Genomic DNA, 24124 nt, shown 5'->3' with positions numbered 1-24124 from the left:
CTCAACCCTTGTCGAACTCGGCGTCGATCACGTCGTCGTCACCACCGGCGCCGCCCGGCTCGGCGTTGCCCTGCCCGGAACCGTCCGATGATGCCGCGCCCGACGGGCCGCCCGCGGCGGCTCCGGCCTGGTGCGCCGCCAGTCCCGCGAAGACCTGCTGGAGTTCGGAGGCCAGAGGCCGGACCTTGTCCACGCCGGCCTCGTTCTTGACGGCCTCGCGGGCCTCGGTCACCAGCATCTCGGCACGGGCCTTCTCGTGCGCGGGGGCGGAATCACCCAGCTCGCCCAGTCGCTTCTCGACCTGGTAGGCGATCGCGTCCAGTTCGTTGCGGGCGTCGACCGCCTCGCGCAGCGCCTGGTCCTGGTTCTGGTTGCGCTCGGCCTCCTGGACCATGCGCTCGACCTCGCTGCGGTCGAGGTTGGAGCTCTCGCTGATGGTGATGCCCTGCTCCTTGCCGGTGTCCCGGTCCCGGGCGGTGACGTTGAGGATGCCGTTCGCGTCGATGTCGAAGGTGACCTCGATCTGCGGCTCGCCGCGCGGGGCCTGGCGGATGTCGGTGAGCTGGAAGCGACCCAGGACCCGGTTGTCGGCGGCCAGTTCGCGCTCGCCCTGGAGAACGACGACATCGACGGCCGGCTGGTTGTCCGCGGCCGTACTGAAGGTCTCGGTACGGCGCACCGGGATGGTGGTGTTCCGCTCGATGATCTTCGTCATGACGCCGCCACGCGTCTCGACTCCGAGCGACAGCGGGGTCACGTCCAGCAGCAGGACGTCCTTGACCTCGCCCTTGAGGACCCCCGCCTGGATCGCGGCACCCATGGCCACGACCTCGTCGGGATTGACGCTCATGTTCGGGTCCTTGCCGCCGGTCAATCGCCGCACCAGCGCCTGGACGGCGGGGATGCGCGTGGAACCGCCGACGAGGATGACCTCGTCGATGTCGTTCTCGCCGACCTTCGCGTCGCCCATGGCCTGCTCCACCGGGCCCAGGCAGCGCTCGACCAGGTCGCCGGTGATCTGCTCGAACGTGGACCGCATGATCGTGGTGGTCAGATGCTTGGGCCCGGACGCGTCGGCGGTGATGAACGGCAGGCTGACCTGCGTCTGGGTCACCGAACTGAGCTCGGTCTTGGCCTTCTCGGCCGCCTCGAACAGACGTTGCAGCGCCTGCGGGTCCTTGCGCAGGTCGATGCCGTTGTCCTTCTGGAAGCCGTCCGCGAGGTGGTCCACCAGACGGCGGTCGAAGTCGTCGCCGCCCAGATGGCTGTCACCGGCGGTGGACCGCACCTCGACCACGCCGTCCCCGACGTCCAGGATGCTCACGTCGAAGGTGCCGCCGCCCAGGTCGAAGACGAGCACCGTCTCGTGCTCCTTCTTGTCCATGCCGTACGCGAGGGCGGCCGCGGTCGGCTCGTTGATGATCCGCAGCACTTCCAGACCGGCGATCCGTCCGGCGTCCCTGGTGGCGGTGCGCTGGGCGTCGTTGAAGTAGGCGGGCACCGTGATGACCGCCTCCGTGACCTTTTCCCCCAGTTGCTTGGAGGCGTCGTCGGCCAGTTTGCGCAGCACCTGGGCGCTGATCTCCTCCGGCGCGTAGAGCTTGTCGCGCACGTTGAAGCGGGCGGCGCCGCCGTCGCCCTCGACGACGTCGTATCCGACCGCCTTGGCCTCCTCGGAGATCTCGTCGAAGCGTCGGCCGATGAACCGTTTGGCCGAGTAGATGGTGCCCTTGGGGTTGAGGATCGCCTGGCGCCGGGCCAGCTGACCCACCAGGCGCTCACCGGTGTCGGTGAAGGCCACCACGGACGGAGTCGTGCGGTTGCCCTCGCTGTTGGGCACGACCGAGGGCTCACCGCCCTCCCAGACGGCGATCACCGAGTTCGTGGTGCCCAGGTCGATTCCGACTGCCTTGGCCATGAGGGGAACTCCTTCCGCGGCGCGGGCCGGCCTCCGTCGGCGTCGTTCGCCACACGGTTCATTGGCCCGGTTGTCCGTGCTCGTTCAGGTGGTGGCGGATCCGCTCTGTGGACGACCTCTCTTCCACGGCTCGGTCTTGCGGTCGGCGGCTGTCGTGCCGTCCAGCCCGGCGAGCAGCCGGACCGCCTCGTCGGCGACCTCCTCGTCCGCCACGACGTCGTAGCGGCTGGGCTGCAGGGAGCGGACGGAGGCGAAGTCCCGGCGGCCGCCCTGCGCCGCGTGCAGCAGCAGCCCGAACACGGCGCCCACGACCGCACCGAAGATCAGCCCGTACAGGGCGAGGACGAGGCCGGAGACGACCGGGTCCAGCCAGTTCAGCAGCCCGAAGATCCAGCCGATGAGCGCGCCGGGCAGGGCGCCGCTCGCCGCGCCGTGCAGCGCGGCCTCGCCGTACCCCATGCGTCCAATCACCTGTTCGACGAGCTGCACGTCCTGGCCGACGATGGCCACCCTCTCCACCGGGAACCCCTGGTCGGAGAGATGGTCGACGGCGCGCTCGGCTTCCTGATAGGACGGGTGGGAGACGACGGTCCTGCGGGTCTGCTCGTTCATGGGGTCAGTCCCTTCTGCGACCGGTTCACCCAGCGATGCCCACAGGCCCAGAGTGGCGACGTGGAAGGGCGTCGTGCCTGCGCCCGGCAGGTCGAAACGCGGCCCGTCCTGTCGTCCTGGGAGGACGAGAGAGCTGAGGCGAGCCCCCGCCGGATGGACTAGCCTCGGCGGGGTACGCAGGCCTCGCTCGACCGCTTCTCCGGCGCCGGTGAGAACGGAGTGATCTCATGGCCGGCCGTAGGAAACAGGCGTCTGTCCGTCACCCCTCCCGACGGGAGTCGGACCCTTCGACCGGCGGTGCGCTCCGCTCGGAGAGCGAGCGGCACGAGCCCCACGAGCTGCCGGGGGAGTCGGATCCGCACGGGCTGCTGGCGCTGTCCGATCCCCTGTTCCGCAGCACGGACGGCAGCGAGATCCTCCGTATGGCCATGGCCCACGTCGGCGCCCTCGGTCCGTACCGCTTGGAGGCGGGCTACTTGGTGACCGGCGACGGGATTGTCCGGGTGTCCCGGGTGTCCGCGCGTGAGTCCGAGGGAGGCGAGGCGGTCGACCGGCAGGTGCGGGAGCTGGCCGAGGCCGACGGTCCGGTCGCCTTCCCCAAGCAGCTCTGGGGCTGGGCGTTCGGCCTGCGCGGGTTCGGCCGCCTGCTCGGCTACCTCGTGGTCTCCTCCCGGCTGCGGCCCGGGGAGCAGGACCAACTCCTGATCACCAGGCTGATGCGGCTCACCGCTGCGGCCCTGTCTCTTGCGGCCGCGCAGCACCGGGAGCACGACAATGCCCGGGAACTGGACCGGCTGCGGGGTGAGCGCGCCACCACGAGTCAGCAGCTTGACTCCCTGCGGTCCGAGCTGCACCAACAGCGGATCGTGCACGAGACCCTCGCCGACGTCGCTGCCCAGGGCGGCGGCGAGGACGCCATCACCCACGCCCTGCACGACCTCACGGGTCTGCCGGTAGTGGCAGAGGACCGGTTCGGAAACCTCCGCTCCTGGGCCGGTCCGGGCCGGCCCGACTCCTACCCGGCACCACCGGCGGAGCGTCAACAGGAGATGCTGCGGCAGGCTGCCATCGGCCCCGGGCCGGTCAGAGTCAAGGACCGGCTGATCGCTCTGGCCCGTCCCCGCGGCGAGGTCCTCGGCCTGCTCGCCGTCGTCGACCCGGACGGGACGGCGGACGCGCGCACCCTGTTCGCCCTGGAGCACGCCGTGCGGTCGCTCGCCCTGGAGCTGACCCATCTGCACAATCTCGCCGAAGCAGAGCTGCGGTTGCGCCGCCAACTGGTCGACGACCTGCTGGAAGGTACGGACGAGGCAAGCGCCTACGCCAGATCCGAGGCGGTCGGGCACGACCTGCACCAGGCGCACCACGTCATCGTGGTGAACTGGCCGGGCAGGGCAGCGGACGACGCCTTCACCCAGGCCGTCGAACGAGCGGCGGCGGCGGTGGGGGTTCGGGCCCTGGCGACGCGTCGCGGCGGCCGCGTGGTGCTGCTGACCGAGGTGAAACCGAACGGCGACGCCCTGCACGCGGCGCTGGCCCGCGAGCTCGGGACCCGCGCCGGGGCGATCGGGGTGAGCCGCCGCTGCGAGTCTCCCGCAAGCATTCCGCCCGGCTATCAGGAGGCGCTGCGTGCGCTGGAGGTGCGCCGGCAATCGCGCGAGCGGGACGGGGCGACGTTCTTCGACGACCTCGGCCTGTACCGGATCCTCGGACCCGGGAGCGACCGCCGCGAACTCGAGGTGTTCGTTCGGGAATGGCTCGGCAGGCTCATCGACTACGACACAGAGCACGGCACGCAGCTGGTGGAGACGCTCTCGCAGTACTTCGACTGCGGGGGCAACTACGACGAGACCGCCACCGCGCTGACCGTCCACCGCAGCACCCTGCGCTACCGGCTCCAGCGCATCCGCGAGATCGGCGACCGCGACCTCGCGGACGTGGACACCCGGCTCAGCCTCCAGGTGGCGACGCGGGTGTGGAAGATCATGCTGGGCGGGCGAGGATGACGGCAGCTTCCCCCGTATCCGTCCTGAATCGGTGCTTGAGACGGAGGCCGCCATGCAGGGCTGATGCGCGGCCTCCCTCAGTCAGGCTGCCGGGGTGAGTTCGGCACGCCCGAACAGCAGGGCGTAGCCGGAGGGGAGTTGGGCGAGGACGCGGCTGAGGAGATCTTCGCCGGCGAGCTGGGCCACGACGCGTAGGACGGTCCCGGCGTCCCAGCGGGTGGTGGCCGGCGAGCCGCCGGTGCGGGCGGCCAGATCCTTGACGAAACCCCAGCCGGTGAAGGGTTCGGTGGCGGGGATCTCGGAGGTGAAGGTGACGGCGGCCTCGTGCGGCAGCCTGGCCGCGAGCTCCACGCGCTCATCCCCCGTGACCTGGCGCCCGAAGGCGGCCAGCACGCCGCGTACGGCCTCCTCGGCCTGTGCGCGGGTGGCATATGCGCCTTCGTAGCGCACTCTCTCCAGCATCTGCTCGAACGTCATGCCCGCGATGGACCGGCACGGCTGCTGCTGGGAAATCATGGTGACGCGGTTGCCTTTCTCGTCTGAAGTGGTCGTGACACCGGTGTCACCCGGGGTCGGGGAAAGGGGTGTCGCCGCCCGCGGGCCGGACGCGCTGCGGGTGGCCGAACAGCAGGTCGTAGCCCACCGGGAGCTGGAGCAGGATGCGGCCGGTGAGCTCGTCACCCGCCGCATCCGCGGCGACGCTGAGCACGGCGCTCACGTCCCAGGCCGCGGTCTGCTCCGTGGCTCCCTCGATCCATGCCGCGGTGGCCCGCACGAACCGCTCCGGGGAGAGTGGCTCGTGCGCCTGGAGCGGATTGAGCAGGACGAGGGCCAGATCGTCTGGCAGCCGGGCGGCCAGTTCCGCCCGCACCTCGCCCACCAGGTGCGCGCCCAGCAACGCCAGCACCGTGCGGGCCACCCGCGCGGCTTCCTCGGTGGTCGCGTAGTCTCCGCGTTCCTTGACCTGGTCCAGGAAAGCTTCCCATCGCATGGTCATCGTTGCTGCTCCTGTGCGTGTGCGGCGGCGAGTGGAGGACGGGGCGGTGCGGGGGAGGCCGCCCCGTCCTCCGGCGCGGCTGGGAGGGGACTCAGCCGCTGATCTCCTTGCGCGCGGAGCCGCCACCGATGGCGATCTTGCGGGGCTTGGCGCGCTCGGCGATCGGGACACGCAGGGTCAGCACGCCCGCGTCGTAGTCCGCCTTGATGTGCTCGGTGTCCAGAGTGTCGGCCAGTACGACCTGGCGGGAGAAGGCACCCAGAGGCCGCTCGGACAGCTCCATCTGCACGTCGTCGGCCTTGGAGACGGGCCGTCGCTCGGCCTTGACGGTCAGCATGTTCCGCTCGACGTCGATGTCGATCGTGTCCGCGGAGACGCCGGGCAGGTCGAAGGCGAGCACGTACTCCTCGCCCTCCCGGTAGGCGTCCATCGGCATCGCCGACGGCCGCGACCAGGTGCCGGTCGTGTTCAGGAGCTGCTGGGTGAGCCGGTCGAACTCACGGAAGGGGTCGGTGCGCATCAACATCGTGAAACACCTCCAGCGTTCAGGTCAGGCACTTTGTGCTGCCAATGCGCTCATCTGCCATCGTTGTAACATGTCATCCAAGCGATGACAACTAGGAAGTCATCGATACGACGACGAAGGTATCGGCGGGAGAAGGAGAACCCATGACCGTTGACGATCAGCCCACCCCACGCGCCCGCGGCCTCACCCCACCGTCCTTCCTGGCTGCCGCCGCGGCGCTGAACACGATCCACGACACCCTGCGCACCGCTCAGGTCGCGGGCGGCGAGGAGCGCCCCGAGCCCGAACAGGCCGGCTCACAGGAGGCACTCGCCGCACTCCTGCTGCTCCGCGAGGTGCGCGATCAACTCGCCGACTGGGAACCGGGCCTGATCGAGGCGGCCCGGGAGGCGGGGGCCAGCTGGGCCGACCTCGCCCGCCCCCTCGGCGTCTCCAGCCGCCAGGCGGCCGAGCGCCGCTACCTGCGCGTACGTCCCGGAAGTCCAGGGTCGACGGGCGAGCAGCGGGTACGGGCCACCCGCGACAGCCGCGCCGCCGACCGCACGGTCACCGCCTGGGCCCGCGCCAACGCCGGGGACCTGCGTCAGCTCGCCGGCCAGATCACCGCGCTCACCGACCTCCCCACAGCCGCCCACCCCTCACTCGCCGAACTCACCGCCGCCCTGGCCGACAACGACGTAGCCGCCCTCATCAGCCCCCTGACGGCCACGCACGCGTATCTGGCTTCCGGCCACCCCGACCTCGCCACGCGCGTCGACGACGTCACCCACCAGACCGACCGGCTCCGCCGACCCAGAGGCAACCAGAGCCGGCATCGGGCCTGACCTTAGTAGCGCTGTCGGCCGCATGCACCGTCTCCCCATCTGGACAGCGACCCCGGCCCGGACAACTCCGTCCGGACGGCGATGCTCATCGCGGCGATTGCGGAGTCGCGAACTCCGCATCCCCACACCCCGTCGCGGGACGCGACCTTGGCGGTGGTCACTGAGCCGCGCGGTGGTGTGAAGGGGGCCACCGCGCTCGCAGACATGCCGAGCAGGCGGCCGGCGTCACCCTGGCTCAGACGCAGGTTGGCCACGAGCTCGTGGACGGCGACGGTGATCGCCTGCTGTTCGGCGGCGAGCGCTGCCGCACGACGGGGCCGCGCTTCTGCTATCGAGCCGAGCGTCGGCGCCAGTTCGGGCACCATCATGTCCAGGACGATCGCGCCCGGTGGGGCATCGACGGCTTCGGCGACGAGGCCGCGCGCCACGTCCTCCGCCCCCTCCAGGGTGCGGCACTGGGTGTGCAGGGCGAGGCTGGGGACATCGACGGCCCACTATCGGCCGGTTCGACGCAGCACGACTTCATAGCGGGGGCTCACGGGGCCGCCTCCTCTCCCCTCCACCGGCCGGGTCCCATGCTCAAGGACCGCCGTACGGCTCCCGCGCTCGGTGCTGCTTTCACCGAGCCCGCCATGGCCGGGTGCTGAGCACAGTCAGCCCAGACACACCACGAGCAGGCAGACCTCCGTCGGTGACGTCGATGCCGGTGCGGGCTTGGTCTGGGGCGTGTTGGAGCTCGTGCCGTCGGAGGCTGCGGGCGCCGAGGGCTGCTCCGCCGCCGTACCGGTGCGGTCCGAGGTGGTGTCGCCCGAGGACGGGGCGGTGGTCTGCGGCTGCGAGGCCGACGTCGCAGCCACACGGGGACGATCGGCGGCGTCCGGCCGGGCGACCGGCGGAGCCGTGCGGGGTGAGGCGGCGAGGGACTGCTGCCGCGGGCCGTTGGTCGCCGGCGGCGGCGCCTTGGCAGTGGTGTGTGACGACCGGTGAGTGGTGGGCGGTGTCGACGCCGGATGAGTGCGCTCAGGCGTCTGCTTCTCCGCCGTAGTCATGCTCCGGTCCTCCGGCGCGGTGGCCGCCTGCGCCCGGTCGGTGGAGTGCCGGTCCATCGAGGCGATGGTCAGACCGCCTCCCACGAGTGCGACGGCGGTCGCGACCACGGCCCGACGCTTGCTCTTCTTCCAGCGAGCCAGCCGGCGACGCCGTGCCGCCCGTCCCTGCCGCGCGCGCGGCAGGCCCTCGACGTCGGAGGACGGGGCCGCGCTTCCGACCTCGAGCTCTGCTTCGCCACGCAGGGGGCCGTCGTCCCAGATGCCGGGGGCCTTGGACTCGCCGGCATTCGTGGTGCCGGACACGTCGCCGGTCATCGGTGAGGCGGCGCCCGGGGCCGGGGTGAGAGTGTCGGCGGCGGCCGGAGCGATGTCCGGGGCGTAGGCGCCGCACCCGGGACACACCAGGGCGCCGTTGAGATGTCGACGACACGAGGAGCAGTAGTCCATTTGCGGTCTTCCTGGCTTGCTTGCGCCGTCGGCCCACCGGGGCCACGGCCTGGTCACGTTCGCATGTGGGATCGAGCGGTCAGTCACGCTAACGAGGCTTTCGAAAGGCTGTGTGCAGCCGGTGTGGCGCTCCTGCGTAGATTCTCCGGGCCCCCTTGCGTGAGTCCTCACGCCCCCGTCCGGCCTGTTCTTGCCCAGCCCGGGTGAAACCTGCGGGCCATCGGGACCGCTGGCCCAAGTCCTGTGCACCGGGGCGTCATGGTGGCGGGGTCTTCGCACTGGACTGGTAGGAGGAAACGCATGCTTGGCACTGATTTCCGCACCGGGTCACCTCTCTGGCTGGACCTCGGCAGCCCGGAAACGGACGCGGCCGCCGCCTTCTACGGCGCCGTCTTCGGGTGGCAGTTCGTGTCCGCCGGGCCTGAGGCGGGGGGTTACGGGCTCTTCCAGAAGGACGGGAAGACCGTCGCCGCGCTCGGGCCGCTGACTGAGGAGGGGGCGAGGTCGGCCTGGACGACGTACTTCAAAAGCGATGACATCGAGGCCACCGCCCGTGCCGTAGTCGCCGGCGGTGGCCGCGTGCGCGTTGAGCCCATGAGCGTGGGCGAGGGCCTGCTGGCTCAGTTCACCGATCCTCAAGGCGCGCAGTTCGCCGTGTTGCAGTCCGAGAACGGTCTGGGGATGGCGTCCGAGGACAACACGCTGGTGTGGGTGGAGCTGCACGTCGGCGACCCGGAGGCGGCGATCCGCTTCTACAACGGGCTGTTCGGCTGGCGCTCCCAGGAGATGCAGGCGCCCGGCATGACGTACTGGGTCCTCAGCATCAAGGACGGCGATCAGCAGGAAGGGTCCTTCGGCGGCGTGGCTCCGCTCCAGGGTGAGCAGGAGGAGGCGCGCTGGGTGCCGTACTTCGCCGTGGCCGACGCGGACGCCACCGTCGCCGCGGTGCAGGGAAACGGCGGGGCGGTGCTCATGCCTGCCGCGGACGTGCCGGACGTCGGGCGCATCGCCTGGCTGGCCGACCCGGGTCAGGCGGTGTTCGCCGTACTCAAGCCGCACCCGCGCCAGGGCTGACCGCCGTCAGTCACACCGGCGTCGGCAGCCGGCACGACGGGGGAGGCCCTGTCCGGCAGTGGTGCGCTGTGTGTGTCGTTCGTGACCGACTTGTGGCCTCAGTACGTGCCCGCATTCACGAAGGTGTTGAGCCTGCAACCATCTCCGACCACCCGTGACACTCCCAACGCACGGCACGCTGGGAGAGGAGTGACCCCGGGCGGGGTCGTGGCGCCCATCCTCCGGGGGAAGGTATGCGTGCGCCGCCGCAGGGGCAGGCTGGTTCCCCCCCGTGATCAGTCTGCCTCTGCGCACAGAATCCCGGCCTCACTGCCGATTCCTGGGATCACAGTGCGCGTTCGCGTCGGACCCACTGCGGTGTCCCGAACAGTGGAGAGTCGGACAACCGAGCATGCCCCGGACCAGGCAGATCCGTTCGGTATGGGAACTCCTGGCTCGTCCGCCGCCACCCAGCGTAGTGAATTGTCGCAACCATGCCGTGCTGCCGGTGGCTGGACCGTGGGCGTCAACACCTCTATGCCGTGGACCCGTCGGTTGAGTGCCGTCAAGTCGCCGCCGTCGTTCACGGCCTTTGGCTCCTGAACCGGGACGGCATGCGAACTCGCCCTCCGCCACACGGCGACGGCGCTGGTCGCAGTCCTCAACGAGTGGCTGTGACCAACGCCTTCACCAGCAGCGCGAGGCCGGTGTCAGCGGTGGCTCAGCACATTGATCACCCGTCCGTTTGGGTCGCGGACGAAGAACCGCCGCACACCCCACTCCTCGTCCTGCAAGGGGTGCACGATCTGGGACTCCCCAGGAGAACTGCGGCACGCCCGCCGATGCACGCACTTTCCGGCAGACCCTGGCCGGAGGGCGTCACCGGATTCGCTGACGTGGGTGAGTTGCCGACGGCCGTGGCGGCCCTGACAGGGCTTGGCGACATCGCCCAAGGCCAGGTGCTGCACCTGGACCTGCGGACCGGCCGACACCTGCTGGGCCTGCGGACCGGCCGGCATGCCGGACGCCTGGCCGGACGGGGCTCCTTACTGCGGGCCGGGCTCCTGCTGAACCCGGTCGTACCTGCTCAGTGCTTGCGTCGCCTGATGCAGCGCCTGTTCGGCCACCGCACGAGTTTCCGCTACGACGTCACCGCACTCACGTACCAGATTCTCGTAAACCGGCAGATGATCGTTTCCAGTTGAGTCGGGTGTCACAGGGCTGGCCCTTCTTGGTGTCGTACTTCGGGCCCGCCGGATTGGACCCCGAAATCTTGGTGACCGCCAGGGCAATCGGGGTTCACCCACGTCGCGCGCGCCGGCAGGTCTCCTGTGCTGCTCAGGGATTGTGTTTATGCGCGGCCGAGCCGTGCAGCGATCCCGTGACCGACCAGCAGATAAATCACGGCCGGCAGACCATAATTGAGGACAACGCGAAGGCTTTCCGTGTCCATCGTGAAAATGTCCTGTGACCACCAGGCCAGCCAGTCGGCCGTTCCGTGCACGAACTCGACGAAGACATTGGCTTCGTTGGCTCCGAGCAGGTGGAGCAGGATCCACAGCCCCAGGAAACCGGCGGCGATGTCTGCGATCGTGTGGACAGTCAGGGCTGTCCGTCGAGCAGTGGACTGGCTCCGCTCGTAACGGTGTGGGTGCCCCGAGGGCTGGTCGTAGGCGTGGTGTCCGGGCGTCGGGTCGGTGTTGCTCACGGGAATCCAATCTGGCGCATCACTGTGCAGGCCGACGTACTGCCATCAGGCTTCTGGGCTGTCTTTCCCAGGAGAGTTTCCTGCGGCGTCACGCGCACGGGTCGTCGCGCGGGCTCGTATAAGTCAGCGGCTTGCAGCCGTCGCCGTGTTACACGACCCCCGAGATATCCCGAACTTGGGCACGTAATCTGCACCTTTCCCGAATGACAACCGTGCCGTTTCTCTTCGGTGACGCGCTACTTGCTCCTGAAATAGGGTTTGGCCTAATGGCCGGGCGAGCCGACGGCCATCAGGAGGATGCGGACCGGCTGCGGGCGATCTTCGGTCGGCACTTCGTACACGCGGATGCCGCCGCGGCGCCGGACGCCGACAGGACTCCGAGCCGGGCCGGGCAGTCGGGCGCGGAGCGGGCTTCCCCGGGCTCCAGCACCGCGCGCCGGAGACCACCGCGCACGAGCAGATCAGCAGCATGCTGACCAGGGGATACCAACGGACGCGGCGCGGCCAGGGTCAGTGACGCGCTCGAGATGGGCGCGCAGACGCCCGATGCCGCGCTCGACGAGCGGACCCAGTTCGGTCAGGACGGCAAGGATGGGCGAAGACGAGCGGGCAGGCACGGGACCTCTTCGTGATCAGCTGGCCTCGACACCAACATGATCACTGGCTCCGTGCCTGTTCTGCTGCGGCGTCAACTCCCGCCGCACAGCGACGATGGAGCGGGCGTCCTGACGTTGGCCGTTCGCCCCCTATCAGGCCTTGCTCCGCGCCCGCCGACGCCGGCCTGGCGGCTGTCCAGACCGGCGGACGGGGCGACGTCACGCAGGGACGCCGAGCGGCGGGTGCTCGAGCACGCGGGGCTTGTACTCGACCAGTTGGATGCGGCCGTCGAAGGTGCGGTGCTCGATCATCTCGAGGGCAACGTCCGGATAGCCGTCGTAGATGCGTTCTTGGCCCGTGGCTCCGGTGATCACCGGGAACATCACGACCCGGAAGCGGTCGACGAGTCCGGCTCGTAGCAGGGAGCGGCACAGGCTGAGGCTGCCGATCGTGCTGAGGAGCCCCGAGCCACCCGACTTCATGGCGCGGACCGCCTCGACGGCGTCGTCACGGACCAGCGTGGAGTTGCCCCACGTCAGGGGCTCCTTGAGTGAGGAGGAGAACACCACCTTGGACGCTTGCGTGAGCTCGTCGACGGACGCCTCTTCTTCGGGCCTGAACTCGTCTTGGCCACTTGGGACCTCGCCTGCCGCGAAGCCCGACATCAGGCGGTAGGTGTTCGCTCCCATCAGGTACGTGGCCTCGGGCTGCTCGCCGAGCCAAGCGAGGTACTCCGGGCCCTCGAGGCCCCAGAACCCGGGCCATCCCTCTCCCGACGCGTAGCCGTCGAGGGAGGTGATGAAGTCGACGAGAAGCTCCGACATGGCGGTGTCCTTTCCTAGGTGTCACGAGCTTGGACCGGCCGGGAGCCACAAACTCATCGGCCGCGCTGTGGAGTAACGAGAACCTTCGTGCCGAGCGGCGTGTATCCGTAAAGGCCCCGAGGTGAAGCGACTGTGACCGCGTGAAGCGGTGGCAGGCCGGGGACTGCCAACTGGCGCCCCGGCCTGCCGCCCACCTGCCCGCGCTAGAGTCCGGGCACTGCGAAAGCCTCGGGAAGGGCAACGATGAGTCAGGGATCGATCGACCTGATCCGCCTGGCCGGCGCAGGCAACAGTGTCGTCCTTCGGATCACGGGGAAGGAGCCCCGGCGAGGGGGGCGCACAACCGATATTCTTACGAGCGAGTTCGTGATCGACACGCCGTTTGTCAGCGGAACCCTCAATGCCTGGTTGTTTCCTTCCGACTTGACCGAGTGGCAGGAATGCCTCGACGCGCTCGACGCCGGCCAGTCCATCACCTGGCGTGACGCTGCACGGGGCCCTGCCCTGTCCATCGAACGTGACGAGACCGAAGAGCGCCTCCGCGTCACTGTCAGGGACAACGTGACGACTCTGACGACGGTGACCGTGACGGTGCCACTGGCCGACTCCTGGTTCGACGACGCCTACGACCGCCTGGAACAGGCCTGGAAGACTTGTCCTTCGACCGAGGACCACTGAACCCTGGCCGACCGGCACCCGGCACAGCTACGCCCGACCGGCAACAAGGGCGCAGGACGTCGCGAAGATGACGAACGCCGACGGTCACACCGCGTACCTCACCTCGACCATGGACTTCACCTACGATCCGGCTGGCCAAGGCGGTGAAGACCGGAAACGGTGCCGGGGCCGAAACGTACGCAGGGCGGCTTCTAGTTCCCGAAGGGTGCGGGCTGTCGGTGATGCCCGTGATCCATGCGGCGTGTTCGGGTGGGTCCCGGATCGCCCGGGTGGTCTTGGCGATGTTCGTCCCGCCGAGCAGTCGCAGGCGTCCGATCGCCAGGTTCCGAAGTGATGCCATGGCCCGTGGTGCGGTGCCGGTGTGGACGGTGAAGGCGTCCCCGGCGAAGGTCCGGTCCCTCACATGGTGGCTGGTGTTTTCCACTGCCCAGTGTCCGCCGTATCCGGCCAGGTCAGGCGGGGTGGCCTGGTGGACATCCAGGCTGGTGACGGCGTAGACGATCTCGCGTGACTGTTTGCGCCACGTCTCCTGGCGGCGGTGCACCCGCAGCGCCTGTCGGCCGCAGGGGAAGGCCCCCGCCTCTGCGCCAGGAAGAAGAGGTCGTCGAACCGGGGACGGAATCCCGGCAGCGCACGCTGTTCGCGAATGAGCACCAAGTGCAGGCCGATCACGGTTTGATACGCCAAGACGTCCCCGTGTGTGCCGTGCGTGCTTGAGGCTGTCGCTCGTCAGTCGTTTCGTTCAACTTGTCAAGCGCGATCGAGAGCTGCTGGGTCGTCACGCCATGTCTCCACTCGCTCCCAGGGCGGTGGGCTCGTCTTCAATGCCTTCAAGGTCACCGAGCAGACGGCGGATGGTGACTTCGGCCCGACCGGCTACCCGGCGACGATCACCGACGCGCTGAACAAGTCCTCGTCGTACGTGTACGACGAGCGCGGCCTGGTCAGGTCCGTGACCGATGCGCTGGGCAGGACGAGCACGCGGACGTACGACACCTACGGCCGTCCGACGGCCAAGACGGTGCCCAAGAACCAGGCGGCGGGTGTGTACATCACGATCCCGGCCCCGGAGTACGACGCCAACGACAACGTCACCAGGGCGACGGCGCCTAACGGGGCAGTGTCCACAGCGGGGTACGACGACGCGGACCAGATCACCTCGGCGACCGCGCCCAAGGACACCTCCACGTCGGACGAGCGGACGTCGGTCTACACGTACGACAAGGTCGGCAACCTCACCACGACGACGGAGCCCAAGGGCACGCTGACCACGTCCGACACCACCGACTACGTCACGACCAACCACTACGACCCGATCAACTAGCTGACGTCGTTGGTGAACGCCGGCGGTGACGAGATCAGTTACGAGTACGACAACGTCGGCAACGCCGTCACGATCACGGACCCGAAGAAGAACCCGGCCGATGCCGGCATCTGAGATGCGCCCGCCACTGGCCCTGGACCGATGTCATCACCGACGCCCTCCCGAACCCCGACTGACCAGTCACATCAAGCAGCCCCTCGAACCTGAACCACCCCACCGGAACCGTGGAACCCGGCGCACACCCGACGCGACAGCCGGGCCATCAGCCTGCCTGCGACCCGCCCAACAGACCGAAACAGCCCGCCAGTTGAACTGACGAGCCATCACGAAAGATCGAGGTTAGTGAGCCCACGACCCTGGGCGCCACGTCGCGGATTATGGCGCATGAGAAAAAGCGTATGCCGACTCGCTCGGGAGTAGCTGACCTGAGCCACGAGTTACTCCTGATATGGGGGTCACCTAACGCTGCGGAACGTTACGACGTAAATGCATGCTTCAGCGTACTGAAGGTGCCGAGTCATAGCACTGAATGATGCATTCCGCTCTGGAGAATGAAAAATAGCGGTCTCGATCGGGTATGGACCGAATCGAACTTGCGTCAATCTGCTCATGAAGCTTCAATCTCAAGCTCCCTCGAGAATTTGAAGGCGCATTTTCAGCCTGGAAGATATAGTCATGACTCGTCGGTCGACGCTTGACGACTGTGGAACATGGACGAGCCAGGCTGTGACCATAGGGGGAATCTGTGAAACTGGGCCGTTTTGTAGCACGTTCCGCATTGCGGAGGGGGGGACGGGTTGTCGCTGTAACCACTTGGCACTGGGGCTTTCGGCGGCAGGGGAAATTCCGGCGCAAGCAATCGTGGGCGGCACTCCGGTTCCGGGCGGCTGGTTCGGCGACCCGGCACCGACCCCGAACCCTTACGGCTTCGTTGGACGGCTGACAGCAGACAACGGAATGGGATGTACTGCGTCGCTGGTGGCGCCCGATCTTGCTCTGACCGCAGGTCACTGCAGTGGTCCGGGGACGATCACATTTGGCATGCTGAATAAGGATCGCGATCACGGCGAGACGCGAAGGATCGTCGAGGAGAGGCTTCAGGACGACGCGGACCTGACGCTAGGCCTGGGCTCAACGCTCCTAGTACGCCTCGACAGTCCGATCTTGGACATCCCTCCGGTAGCCCTTGGAAGCAATTCGAGTAAGAACTTGTGGTCAACAGGGAAGACCGCAAAAGTGCTCGGATGGGGGCAGATCAACGATACTGCGAGAGGAACTGGGACCTGGTCCGCGGAACTACGTGAAGCCACTTTGAGGGTGCAAGACACAGCGATTTCGTTGCCTCCCCTGCGAGGCATGATGAAACTCTCCAATGTTACTGGGCATCCTGCGCACGGAGACAGTGGTGGCCCGATCTTGGCTAGCGACTCAACAGGTAGGCTGGTGCAGTTTGGCATCTTCGAAGGCACATTTAAGACGGGCGGATACTACGCTAATCGGATCTGGCCGCAAAAGAAGCTGTTGGAATATGTGAATGCACATCAGGGTGGTGCCAGCGGACTGTCCGGCCGGTGAGCAAGAAGGCAGAATGCGCCTCTGACCAGTGAGAATGAGGATTGCTGAGGACCTTGTTCTCGCCACCGTCGGTGGCACTTTCCAGGTGAAGAAGCCCACCGTGGTGTTGGTGGCGAAGCAGGTGAGCCGCAGTCCGTCGGCGTCGGTGAACCGCAACTGGGCGCCGGGATGCGGCCGTTCCTTGCGGACGACGATCAGCCGCATGCCCTTCGGCCAGCCCTTGAGCTTGTCACCGTCGATCTCGGCGACCCAGGCGCCGTCGCGGATTTCCACGCCTGACTCGACGGCCACCGTCCAGGCCGTGGCGGGGACCCGCAGAACGGCGTGGTGGACGGCGTCGGTGATGGTCATCCCGACCGAGTAGGACAACCACCGGCCGCGCTTCGCGAGCCAGGCCACGCACTCGTGGGTGCCACCGCCGGAATCGGTACGGATCAGTGTCTGGCGTCCGCGTCGGTACTTCTTCGGCAGCTGGGCAGGGCGAGTTCGGCGGTCTCTGTGTGATCGGTGGCGGCGTTGCTGCCCGCGTTCCCGGGTCGCAGCAGGCCGGCCACCGGCTCCCCGCTGCCACCGCTTCCGTGGTCGACGAAGCCCATCAAAGGGTGGTGCTCGAACGTCTTCTTCCAGGTCGCGGCGGCGTCCTGCTTATCGGAGTGCGCCAGTACCGGCACCCCGTCGATGTCCACGATCACCCGACAGCCCATGTCCGGAGCCGCTGCCCCGGCCAACGTCCAGACCCGTTCGCGGACTTGCGCCCGCGCGGGCCGGATCGCCGCCAGGGCCTTTGGCCCGGCTGACGCGAGAGCATCGACGAGGCGGGAGACGGTGGGATCGGAGGCCACCGCACCGAACACGGCCGGCCCGCAGCATGCCCACGTCTGCCAGGCAGTCCCCGCCGAGCGCGACCGCGAGGGCCACATCCAGCAGGATCTTCCCCGGATCGTGCACCGCCCGCGGCCTGCGCCACGGTGTCAGAGCCGTCGATATCGCCTGATCCAGCCCGGTCTTGCGGACCGTCTCCACCAGCAGGATGCCTCCCGCCTGCGAGACCACTGTCCGGCCACCGCCCCCGACGCGGACACGAGGGTAGGACCCGCGACGCTTCTTCACCTGGGAAAATCCTCCGACGATGGCAGGAACAAGGACCTCGACAATCCTCATTCTTGCTGGTCAGAGGCATTTTTCGTTTGCCCAACCACCCGTCGGACACCGGGCTTCATGAAAGCGCGAGGCTAGCGGTGTTGTGCGCGACGCGATGTGTCATCAGCTGCATCAGGAGTACCTCTATCGCAGGTCTATCGCGATCAGCGCGCAACAACGACAAAGAGCGGGACCCAGTGAGACTGGGTCCCGCTCTCTCGTGTCGGCATCCACCCTGGTCAGCGCATAATTCTTGCTGTCCCTAGGCGAGTGCCCCCGGCAGGATTCGAACCTGCGCACACGGCTCCGGAGGACGTGGGCTTCCCAGCTGTTTGCACAGGTCAGGCGCCTATCTGACGGGTTGTCAGGCTTGCTGTCCCGCGCATGTCCCGCGGAAATGAAATGCCCTGTTTGCTCGTCTTGTTCCGATCATTCCCTGCGGCGGTCGATCCATGCCTCGTGGTGTAGATCACGACTTCCTCGGTCGAGCGTAGGGGTATATGGTGCGCCCCTCAATCGAACAGCGGGGCGGTCTGGAGTGCCGTGGGTAAGAGGAGCGAGCCGGTTGTGCGCCTGGCTCGCTCAGGGCGCTCCCGCGCGGTGGCCGGGGGTGAACGGCTGGTCGGCGATCTTGCCCCGCGGGCTTGTCGTCCTGATGGGCTGGAGCGGGTGCCCATGCCGAGGTTCCGGCTCCGGCGAGGGCTCGACCAAGATCCCATCGCCGACGCTGTGCGCGAGCCGACGTGGCGGCCTGCCCTGCATGGTGAGTGGCGTTGGCCGGAGGGCGGGACTCTAGCGGGCTCCGGCAGCGAGTATGCGGAGTCGGACGCCGGGCGGATTGCGACGGCTGCAATCTGGCGGGCGAAGGCCGGCTCGGGCCGGTCAGTACATTCCGAGGCTGTGGTGCGCAGTGGTGGCTGTGAGCCCTTTTGCCTCGTGGCCCTGGGCGTGCGGACCACAGGTAAGTCGGCTCGGCCCCGGAAGCGTATGCAAGGACCGGCCGCACCTGCTCGTGAATGCAGACGGCTGTCGTGTGAAGTTGCAGGATTGGTGCGGGGTGCGGCCTTTCGGTATGGCGGTCAGGGAGTGGCGGTGGATCTCCGATTGTGCGTGTGATTCCCGGTTTCGGTAACCGGGGATCGCGTGGTACGGGCCATAGCGGCGACAAGTGGTTCGCCCCGGTGTTGCTGCTCTGGCTGGCCCCTGGGGTGCTTGGTGATTTTCCTCGTCGCGGTCAGTGGTGGTGGATCTTCCTTGGCCCGCGTTTTGGTGCCGCCTTGGTCCGCCGTGTCGGAACACGTGGCGGAGTCTGGGGCATGCCTTACCGCCGATTCCGCTCAGGGAATGGCGTATGGCATTGACGGGCCTCACACCTCACATGTGCCTGGGCGGGGGCTTTTCTGGCTTGCTCGAACTCCTCGGAACTTAGCGGTTGGTGCAATGGGGTGCGTTCCCTTCGTGCCACCTGGTCCATAAGGAATTGATGGCGGTGCCGAAAACGTCGATCTCCATCGCGACTTCCGTGGGAGCAATCAGCCTCATGCGCATCAAGGTCGCGCTCCAGTCGCCCGAGTCGTAATCCCATGCGCGCCGGTCGGCACGCGCTCGTCTGATCTCCATGGTGAACTTGGTATAGTGGCTGAACAGTTCCTGAAAGGCCACGAGTTGCAGATCGCGTATCCAGTGGCGATCCTGAGCGCGACGCGTGACGATACCGCCAACCGGCACGCCCGCCGTGACGGAGAGCGCACCAGCGGCCGTTGTCGCCAGCGTGTCAAGCCCCCGCATTCCCCGTGACGTCGTGCGCCTCCCTTCCGGTAAGGCGAACATACTGATCATCGGCCTTCGGTGGCAGCGATCAGTTCCCTTCCGCCAGCCTGACGGGCTCTATCACGTTGTTGCCCGGAATCAGCGCATCTCCCGCAATCAGATGCCGTCCCGAACATCTGACGATCTCCACCCGTCAGCCTTGTGCGGCCTGAGTGCACCCGCGCTGGTGGATGCTCGAGTGGATATTCCGGGCAGCCATGCCTCGCTGATCAAAAGGAGGCGGGCATGGACCCAGACGAACATCGAAACGGTGCCACGCCGGATCCCGGACAGACGGCGGACCAATCCTCGGCGCAACCGCATGGTGAGGGACGCGAGGGCCAAGGCAGCGCGGTCGCGGATCTGGCGGGCGAGTTCGGGGCAGAGCTGGTGAGGGCCATCCGCGCGGGCCTGGCTCAGGACGCCAGCCCCATGAACGGCCCCCGCGGACCGTCCAACCTGAGCTGGTACGCCTTCGCGACCCTGTACGCGCAGGCCCACTGGCCCGGCAGGGCGGCAAAGACCCGGGACGAGGTCAGCGAGGCACTGACCGCCGTCACCGTGGCGATGCTCTGGGACCTTCCGGGAAGGCCGAGGGAGCAGCTACTGCGCCGTGCCCTGCGGCACTGGGCTTTGTCGTGCCCGGGTCGGGGCAGGGGGAGATGCCGGCGCAGGACCGGCTGGTGCTGCAGTGGGTGGCGAAGGCGTCCCGGCCTCTGGTCGACCTGCACGATCCGGTTCTGGCGCGTGATGTGCTGGAGTCGTTCCGCCGCAGGATCGACGGGGGTGAGGCGGCGGTGGGGACGATGCGGCGCAAGCGCAAGGTGCTGGTGCACGCGCTCCGCTACGCCGTGGAGCGGCGCGAGTTGGGCAGTCATCCGCTGGCGAAGATCTCGTGTGGGGTGCCGAAGCCGGCCATCGCGGTGGATCCGCGGGTGGTGGCCAACCCGTACCAGGCACGGGAGTTGCTGAGCGCTGTCTCCTATGTGGGCGGTTACCGGAGGGCTCGTGGCCGTCGGCTGGTCGGGTTCTTCGCCGGCATGTACTACGCGGGCCTGCGCCCGGAGGAGGCGGTCGCGGTGGCGCTGCCGGACTGCCGCTTGCCCCGGACCGGCTGGGGGCGGTTGATCTTGCACACGACTCGGCCGCAGGCGGGCAAACGGTGGACCGACACCGGCGAGTTCCACGACGAGCGTGGGCTGAAGAACCGCCCGCCGGGAGATACGCGAGTGGTGCCGTTGCCGCCATACCTGGTGGCGATGTGGAGGGAGCATGTTGCCACGTTCGGCACGGCCGACGATGGACGGCTGTTCTTCACCGAACAGGGCCGGGTAATCAGCTACACCACCTACCACCGGGTCTGGCACGAAGCCCGCGACCTCGCCCTGCAACCCGCGCTCACCAACACCCCGCTCGCGAAGCGCCCGTACGACCTGCGGCACTCGGCCCTGTCGACGTGGCTGTGCGCGGGCGCGGACCCGGCCGAGGTCGCCCAGCGCGCCGGTAACAGCGTCGAGGTGCTCCTGTCCCGGTACGCGAAGTGCCTCTATGACCGGCAGTCCATCAACAACCAGCGCATCGAAGGACTCCTGAGCGCCTACGACCAGCCACCAGAACCGGACGTGGCATGAGGACTTCGGCATCGCGGCTGTGGGGGCTGGATCAGGTGGACTCGGCAGTGGGGAGAGTGGGGGCATGACGGTGGAAGTTGGGAAGGTGAGCCGGGAGCGGTTGGAGGAACTGGTTGCCGACGAGGGGATCTCGTTGGCCCACCGTGCGTTGTGGTCGTCGCTGTGGGACGGCAAGGGACGGGTGGCGGATTGGCTACGGGCGGAGATCGAGGACGTGGACCTCCCGAGACGGCGGGTGCGAGTGCGGGAGCCGGTGAGGCCGGACACGCCGGAGTGGGTTCCGGTGAGTGAGCTGACGGCATCGCTGCTGGGCCGGTTGATCGGTGATCTGACGAGCGGCCCGTTGTTCTCCGACGGCCCGGGCCCGGAGCGGGTCACGCGTGAAGGTGCTTTCTCCATGGCGCGCGGTCGCGCGGGGACTGGGCTGCACGCGTTCCGGTCTGGTCGTTTGAGCGCCCGATCCTCTCCAGCCGTCGCGGAGTCCGCGTCGTAGCTCCGCTGACTGGGTTGACGATAAACGTGAGCGCCGGCCGCGCCGCTCGGGCGAGGAGGGCGCCGGGTCAGACTTTGATCACGGTGATCCGTCGGCCGCACAACGCCATGAGGTCCTCGGGATCCGAGGTGAGGACCGTGACGGGGCCCGGGGCGGCGAGGGCAGTGGCGCCGAGCATGGCGTCGATGGCGTACTTGTGGCCGTGCAGACCGGCGTCGGTGAGCAGGGCTGCGGCGTGCCGGGCGATCGGCTCGGTGACCGGTTCGACGACGAGGCGGGACAGCGTCCACTCCAGAGCCGGGCGGTTGATCCGCGGGTGAACCACCTCGACCAGGGTTGCTGCGGAGGTGATCACCCGGAGATCGTCAGCGCGGGCCAGAGCGAGCCAGCCGGTGACCGTCCGATCACGCAGCACGGCCTTCGCCAGCCCCTCGCTGTCTAGAACCAGCGTGCCACCGGGAACGGCGGGGGAGCGGGTCACGCTGCGTCCGCCCCGCCCTGCGTTTGCTCCTGGCGGGCCTGGTGGAGCTGGTCGCGCAGCGCCTGGATCTCCTCGTCCGTGACGTTGCCGTGCTCGGCCTCGGCCACGGCAATGAGCTCATTGAGGTTGTCGCGTTCGATCTGGCGGGCGACGGCGGCGGCGACGTAGGCGGACAGGCCGGAGGGCCCGCTGCGGGCCTTGGCGGCTTCGGCGATGTCGCGCGGCATGGTGATCGAGTACTTGCCGGTAGGCTCACTCATGCTACTCATCCTACTGTCAATCCTCCCGATGGGCGTCTCCTGCGGGCCCATGGGGAGGATGGTTGGGAGCCTGTCACCGGTGACGTTGGCTAGTGGAGTTATCGATGAACCGGAGCCATGGCAAAACGGTGCGCCGACGGCTGTGCACGCGGGGCCGTCACGCGGTGCATGAACCCACGCCATAGTGACTGCGACACACCCGACGCACGGGGCAGCCGCGCCGAGCGCATCGTGTGTGGGGTTCGACGACGCGGTGGTGCTCAGCAGAACCACCCTGGGCCCAGGTTTCCTGGATCTGGCACGGTCTGTTTCACCCTCGCGGCCGTTGGACAAGCACCTCAACCAAGGGGGCACCCGAAGGTGGACTTTCGGCAATAGGGCTATGCCGGGTCCCAGGCGGCGCTGAAGAGGGCCAGCTCGAGGACGTCTGGGGATGCGGGCCAGTCAATCGACGCGGCCGTGAGTCGATCGTTGGCTGCGTACATCCACCGGAGGTAGACGTCGTAACGGTGGGAGGTCCAGCCGCTGTCGCGCCAGACCCACTTGGCAATCGCCTCGGACCACTCGTAGCCAACCGCACGTCCGACCATCGTGGCGTGCCGGCGCAGGACACTGGCGAGCACACTGTCGAGGATCAGGGGACGCGGGTCCTTTACCTCTGGCAGCGCCAGGCCCGCGAAGTAGAGGAATTTGGTGAGGAACGCCGGCCCGAGGCCATCGAGAGTGTTCAGCACCTCGTAGGCTGCGACCGCGCCCTCATCGACGAGCAGGGACACCGCCTCGGTGAAGACGGCCTCAGCGCTGGGCTGGGCGAGTACCTGGCGGGTGCGGTAGGGGCCGTAGCCCGTGACACCGTAGCCCCACACCTGCGTGGCCACGAACGCCTCTGCCCAGCCCTCGGACTGCTCCGCGGCCTGGACCGCGGCCACGACCTCGGCCCGGCTCACCCAGGCTGAATCGGCCGTCACCCGGTCGGCGAAGGTGGTGGGCCAGGGCGCTACGGCTGTCCACGTGGATGGCGTGTACGGGATGGTGTGAGGGCCACTTCCGTTCGCGTACCGCCGGCCGCGCTCCGGGTCGGCCAGCCACTGCCCCAGTGACTCCACTGCGTTTTCCGGCAGCAGTAGTTCGAGCATCGTCTCATCGAGCTTGTCCGCCCGGCTCTGGTCGTACCTCATCTCAAACGTCCCCCCGGTCTCCTCACGTGACGCGCCATCGTGGCATGTGGCAGTGACTGCTCGACGATGCGGCTTGCGGGGAACCCTTGTCGAATGCGGCGGACTTGGGGAGCCCGGGGCCCAGCGTCCTCGCACGGTCTGCCGTGGCGGTCCCATGGGCGGGCGTCCTCCCGTGGTGGTGCTGCCACCCGCGTCGGACGGCGGGCGACGGGTGACGATCCACGGCGAGCGCATGGGCACCGCATACAGCCTGTTTGACGTGCTGGACTTCCTGCACCAGGCGGGCCTGCCCGCCGAGGACGCCGCCGTCGACGACGCCGAGCTGATCGAGTGGCGCGGCAGCGGACGGTACGACTAGAACACCACGGCCTGACGACCGTCTCAGCCGATGCCGGCTTCTTCAGCCTCTGACGGCCCCGGAGGATGAGCAGACCCACGAACCGCTGTGAAACCTTGATGCCGGATAGCGGGTCCGCAGCCCCAGGCCGCTAGCGACGGGCACGCCCCTGGCGGCGTACCGGGGCCCATGAACTGTGTCCGGGGGAAGCGGCTGGCGGCCGAGGCCAGGAAGAGCGCCGCGAAGAGGATGCGGCCGATGAGTACCCACTGTGCACGCAGCGACCGGGCAGCGGGCTACTGTGAGAATCGAATATTTCGCCACATAGGCGACACATGCGCCTCATGAATCCTGCAGATCACGCAGGCCAGCCCCTCGCCGACGCACGAACCCTGGGGGATCATGCACACTCGCGTACGCATCACACTCGCCGCGGCTTGCCTCGCCGCGCTGGCCAGCCTCAGCGCCTGTGGCGGAAACGGCACCACCACTGACGACGAGCCGACGGGAACCCCGGACACCACGACCAGCGCCCCCGTCGAAAAGCCCGTGCCAACGCCTGAGAGGTCGTTTTCTCCCGTTGTTTCATCCCGAGATGCGGGTTTCATCCGGTGGTGTCGGGTCGCGCCAGGAGATCGTGGTCTCGCCGGTGAGGCG

General features: G+C 68.1%; 25 protein-coding genes and 2 pseudogenes. 11 read left to right on the top strand and 16 right to left on the bottom strand.

The window, feature by feature from the left end; translation table 11 throughout:
- Position 1: 1 nt before the first annotated feature.
- Complete coding sequence (gene dnaK / locus ACI2L1_RS00135) at positions 2–1918, bottom strand: molecular chaperone DnaK (protein ID WP_404737029.1); 1917 nt, start codon at positions 1916–1918, stop codon at positions 2–4.
- A gap of 84 nt (positions 1919–2002) precedes the next feature.
- The gene (locus ACI2L1_RS00130) at positions 2003–2530 is read right to left on the bottom strand and encodes a general stress protein (RefSeq protein WP_404737028.1); all 528 of its coding nucleotides are present in this window, start codon (positions 2528–2530) and stop codon (positions 2003–2005) included.
- Positions 2531–2757: 227 nt separating this feature from the next.
- Between ACI2L1_RS00130 and ACI2L1_RS00125 the strand changes: the two genes are divergently transcribed.
- Positions 2758–4536: a PucR family transcriptional regulator gene (locus ACI2L1_RS00125; protein ID WP_404737027.1), complete on the top strand. Its 1779-nt coding sequence runs from the start codon at positions 2758–2760 to the stop codon at positions 4534–4536.
- Positions 4537–4617: 81 nt separating this feature from the next.
- Here ACI2L1_RS00125 and ACI2L1_RS00120 read toward each other — a convergent pair whose 3' ends face one another.
- From ACI2L1_RS00120 to ACI2L1_RS00110, 3 genes are all read right to left on the bottom strand, one after another.
- The gene (locus tag ACI2L1_RS00120) at positions 4618–5013 is read right to left on the bottom strand and encodes a DUF2267 domain-containing protein (protein ID WP_404737026.1); all 396 of its coding nucleotides are present in this window, start codon (positions 5011–5013) and stop codon (positions 4618–4620) included.
- An 85-nt stretch (positions 5014–5098) separates the two neighbouring features.
- Complete coding sequence (locus ACI2L1_RS00115; protein ID WP_404737025.1) at positions 5099–5533, bottom strand: DUF2267 domain-containing protein; 435 nt, start codon at positions 5531–5533, stop codon at positions 5099–5101.
- A 91-nt stretch (positions 5534–5624) separates the two neighbouring features.
- The gene (locus ACI2L1_RS00110; protein WP_404737024.1) at positions 5625–6059 is read right to left on the bottom strand and encodes an Hsp20/alpha crystallin family protein; all 435 of its coding nucleotides are present in this window, start codon (positions 6057–6059) and stop codon (positions 5625–5627) included.
- 143 nt (positions 6060–6202) lie between these two features.
- Between ACI2L1_RS00110 and ACI2L1_RS00105 the strand changes: the two genes are divergently transcribed.
- Complete coding sequence (locus ACI2L1_RS00105; RefSeq protein ID WP_404737023.1) at positions 6203–6883, top strand: type III effector protein; 681 nt, start codon at positions 6203–6205, stop codon at positions 6881–6883.
- A 2-nt stretch (positions 6884–6885) separates the two neighbouring features.
- Here the strand turns inward: ACI2L1_RS00105 and ACI2L1_RS00100 are convergent, their stop codons facing one another.
- Positions 6886–7311 carry a hypothetical protein gene (locus tag ACI2L1_RS00100; RefSeq protein ID WP_404737022.1) on the bottom strand — a complete coding sequence of 142 codons (426 nt, stop codon included), beginning with the start codon at positions 7309–7311 and terminating at the stop codon, positions 6886–6888.
- A 225-nt stretch (positions 7312–7536) separates the two neighbouring features.
- Positions 7537–8379: a hypothetical protein gene (locus ACI2L1_RS00095; RefSeq protein WP_404737021.1), complete on the bottom strand. Its 843-nt coding sequence runs from the start codon at positions 8377–8379 to the stop codon at positions 7537–7539.
- 300 nt (positions 8380–8679) lie between these two features.
- Here ACI2L1_RS00095 and ACI2L1_RS00090 point away from each other — a divergent pair, with 300 nt between their 5' ends.
- Positions 8680–9453: a VOC family protein gene (locus ACI2L1_RS00090; protein ID WP_404737020.1), complete on the top strand. Its 774-nt coding sequence runs from the start codon at positions 8680–8682 to the stop codon at positions 9451–9453.
- A 689-nt stretch (positions 9454–10142) separates the two neighbouring features.
- Here the strand turns inward: ACI2L1_RS00090 and ACI2L1_RS00085 are convergent.
- Positions 10143–10244 (bottom strand): annotated as a pseudogene (locus ACI2L1_RS00085) (glyoxalase); the annotation flags it as partial.
- Between the two features lie 84 nt (positions 10245–10328).
- Between ACI2L1_RS00085 and ACI2L1_RS00080 the strand changes: the two are divergent.
- Complete coding sequence (locus ACI2L1_RS00080) at positions 10329–10637, top strand: hypothetical protein (RefSeq protein WP_404737019.1); 309 nt, start codon at positions 10329–10331, stop codon at positions 10635–10637.
- Positions 10638–10783: 146 nt separating this feature from the next.
- On the opposite strand, the gene ACI2L1_RS00075 is transcribed toward ACI2L1_RS00080, so the two are convergent.
- Together ACI2L1_RS00075 and ACI2L1_RS00070 are read right to left on the bottom strand one after the other, a co-directional pair.
- Entirely contained in the window at positions 10784–11140 is a 357-nt protein-coding gene (locus ACI2L1_RS00075) for a hypothetical protein (RefSeq protein WP_404737018.1), read from the bottom strand.
- Between the two features lie 815 nt (positions 11141–11955).
- Entirely contained in the window at positions 11956–12561 is a 606-nt protein-coding gene (locus tag ACI2L1_RS00070) for a dihydrofolate reductase family protein (RefSeq protein WP_404737017.1), read from the bottom strand.
- Between the two features lie 243 nt (positions 12562–12804).
- Between ACI2L1_RS00070 and ACI2L1_RS00065 the strand changes: the two genes are divergently transcribed.
- From ACI2L1_RS00065 to ACI2L1_RS00050, 4 genes are all read left to right on the top strand, one after another.
- Positions 12805–13239: a DUF5959 family protein gene (locus ACI2L1_RS00065; protein WP_404737016.1), complete on the top strand. Its 435-nt coding sequence runs from the start codon at positions 12805–12807 to the stop codon at positions 13237–13239.
- Positions 13240–13948: 709 nt separating this feature from the next.
- Entirely contained in the window at positions 13949–14563 is a 615-nt protein-coding gene (locus tag ACI2L1_RS00060) for a hypothetical protein (RefSeq protein ID WP_404737015.1), read from the top strand.
- Between the two features lie 12 nt (positions 14564–14575).
- Positions 14576–14677, top strand: coding sequence for a hypothetical protein (locus ACI2L1_RS00055; protein ID WP_404737014.1), 102 nt, complete (start codon positions 14576–14578; stop codon positions 14675–14677).
- A 561-nt stretch (positions 14678–15238) separates the two neighbouring features.
- Entirely contained in the window at positions 15239–16138 is a 900-nt protein-coding gene (locus ACI2L1_RS00050) for a S1 family peptidase (RefSeq protein WP_404737013.1), read from the top strand.
- Between the two features lie 99 nt (positions 16139–16237).
- Here ACI2L1_RS00050 and ACI2L1_RS00045 read toward each other — a convergent pair.
- The 3 genes and pseudogenes from ACI2L1_RS00045 to ACI2L1_RS00035 form a co-directional block, all read right to left on the bottom strand.
- Positions 16238–17248: pseudogene (locus tag ACI2L1_RS00045) on the bottom strand (IS1380 family transposase); the annotation flags it as partial.
- A gap of 1455 nt (positions 17249–18703) precedes the next feature.
- Positions 18704–19117 (bottom strand): hypothetical protein, encoded by a 414-nt coding sequence (locus tag ACI2L1_RS00040; protein ID WP_404737012.1) that lies wholly within the window; start codon positions 19115–19117, stop codon positions 18704–18706.
- A gap of 386 nt (positions 19118–19503) precedes the next feature.
- Positions 19504–19647: a hypothetical protein gene (locus ACI2L1_RS00035; RefSeq protein ID WP_404737011.1), complete on the bottom strand. Its 144-nt coding sequence runs from the start codon at positions 19645–19647 to the stop codon at positions 19504–19506.
- A 102-nt stretch (positions 19648–19749) separates the two neighbouring features.
- On the opposite strand from ACI2L1_RS00035, the gene ACI2L1_RS00030 reads away from it, so the two are divergent.
- Positions 19750–20718 carry a tyrosine-type recombinase/integrase gene (locus ACI2L1_RS00030; RefSeq protein WP_404737010.1) on the top strand — a complete coding sequence of 323 codons (969 nt, stop codon included), beginning with the start codon at positions 19750–19752 and terminating at the stop codon, positions 20716–20718.
- Positions 20719–20782: 64 nt separating this feature from the next.
- Positions 20783–21211, top strand: a complete 429-nt coding sequence (locus ACI2L1_RS00025) for a hypothetical protein (RefSeq protein ID WP_404737009.1) — start codon at positions 20783–20785, stop codon at positions 21209–21211.
- A 67-nt stretch (positions 21212–21278) separates the two neighbouring features.
- On the opposite strand, the gene ACI2L1_RS00020 is transcribed toward ACI2L1_RS00025, so the two are convergent.
- The 3 genes from ACI2L1_RS00020 to ACI2L1_RS00010 all read right to left on the bottom strand — a co-directional run bounded on the left by ACI2L1_RS00020 (position 21279) and on the right by ACI2L1_RS00010 (position 23130).
- Positions 21279–21692, bottom strand: coding sequence for a type II toxin-antitoxin system VapC family toxin (locus ACI2L1_RS00020; protein ID WP_404737008.1), 414 nt, complete (start codon positions 21690–21692; stop codon positions 21279–21281).
- The gene (locus ACI2L1_RS00015) at positions 21689–21952 is read right to left on the bottom strand and encodes a CopG family transcriptional regulator (protein ID WP_404737007.1); all 264 of its coding nucleotides are present in this window, start codon (positions 21950–21952) and stop codon (positions 21689–21691) included. Before ACI2L1_RS00015 ends, ACI2L1_RS00020 begins: the two co-directional genes overlap by 4 nt.
- A 380-nt stretch (positions 21953–22332) precedes the next feature.
- Positions 22333–23130, bottom strand: a complete 798-nt coding sequence (locus ACI2L1_RS00010) for a hypothetical protein (protein ID WP_404737006.1) — start codon at positions 23128–23130, stop codon at positions 22333–22335.
- A 154-nt stretch (positions 23131–23284) separates the two neighbouring features.
- On the opposite strand from ACI2L1_RS00010, the gene ACI2L1_RS00005 reads away from it, so the two are divergent.
- The gene (locus tag ACI2L1_RS00005) at positions 23285–23488 is read left to right on the top strand and encodes a hypothetical protein (protein WP_404737005.1); all 204 of its coding nucleotides are present in this window, start codon (positions 23285–23287) and stop codon (positions 23486–23488) included.
- Positions 23489–24124: the final 636 nt, after the last annotated feature.

This window comes from Streptomyces sp. NPDC019531, from assembly GCF_044903305.1.
In the GTDB taxonomy this organism is placed as follows: domain Bacteria; phylum Actinomycetota; class Actinomycetes; order Streptomycetales; family Streptomycetaceae; genus Streptomyces.
Note: the sequence above shows the minus strand (reverse complement) of the source record. Positions and strands in the feature narration are given on the sequence as shown.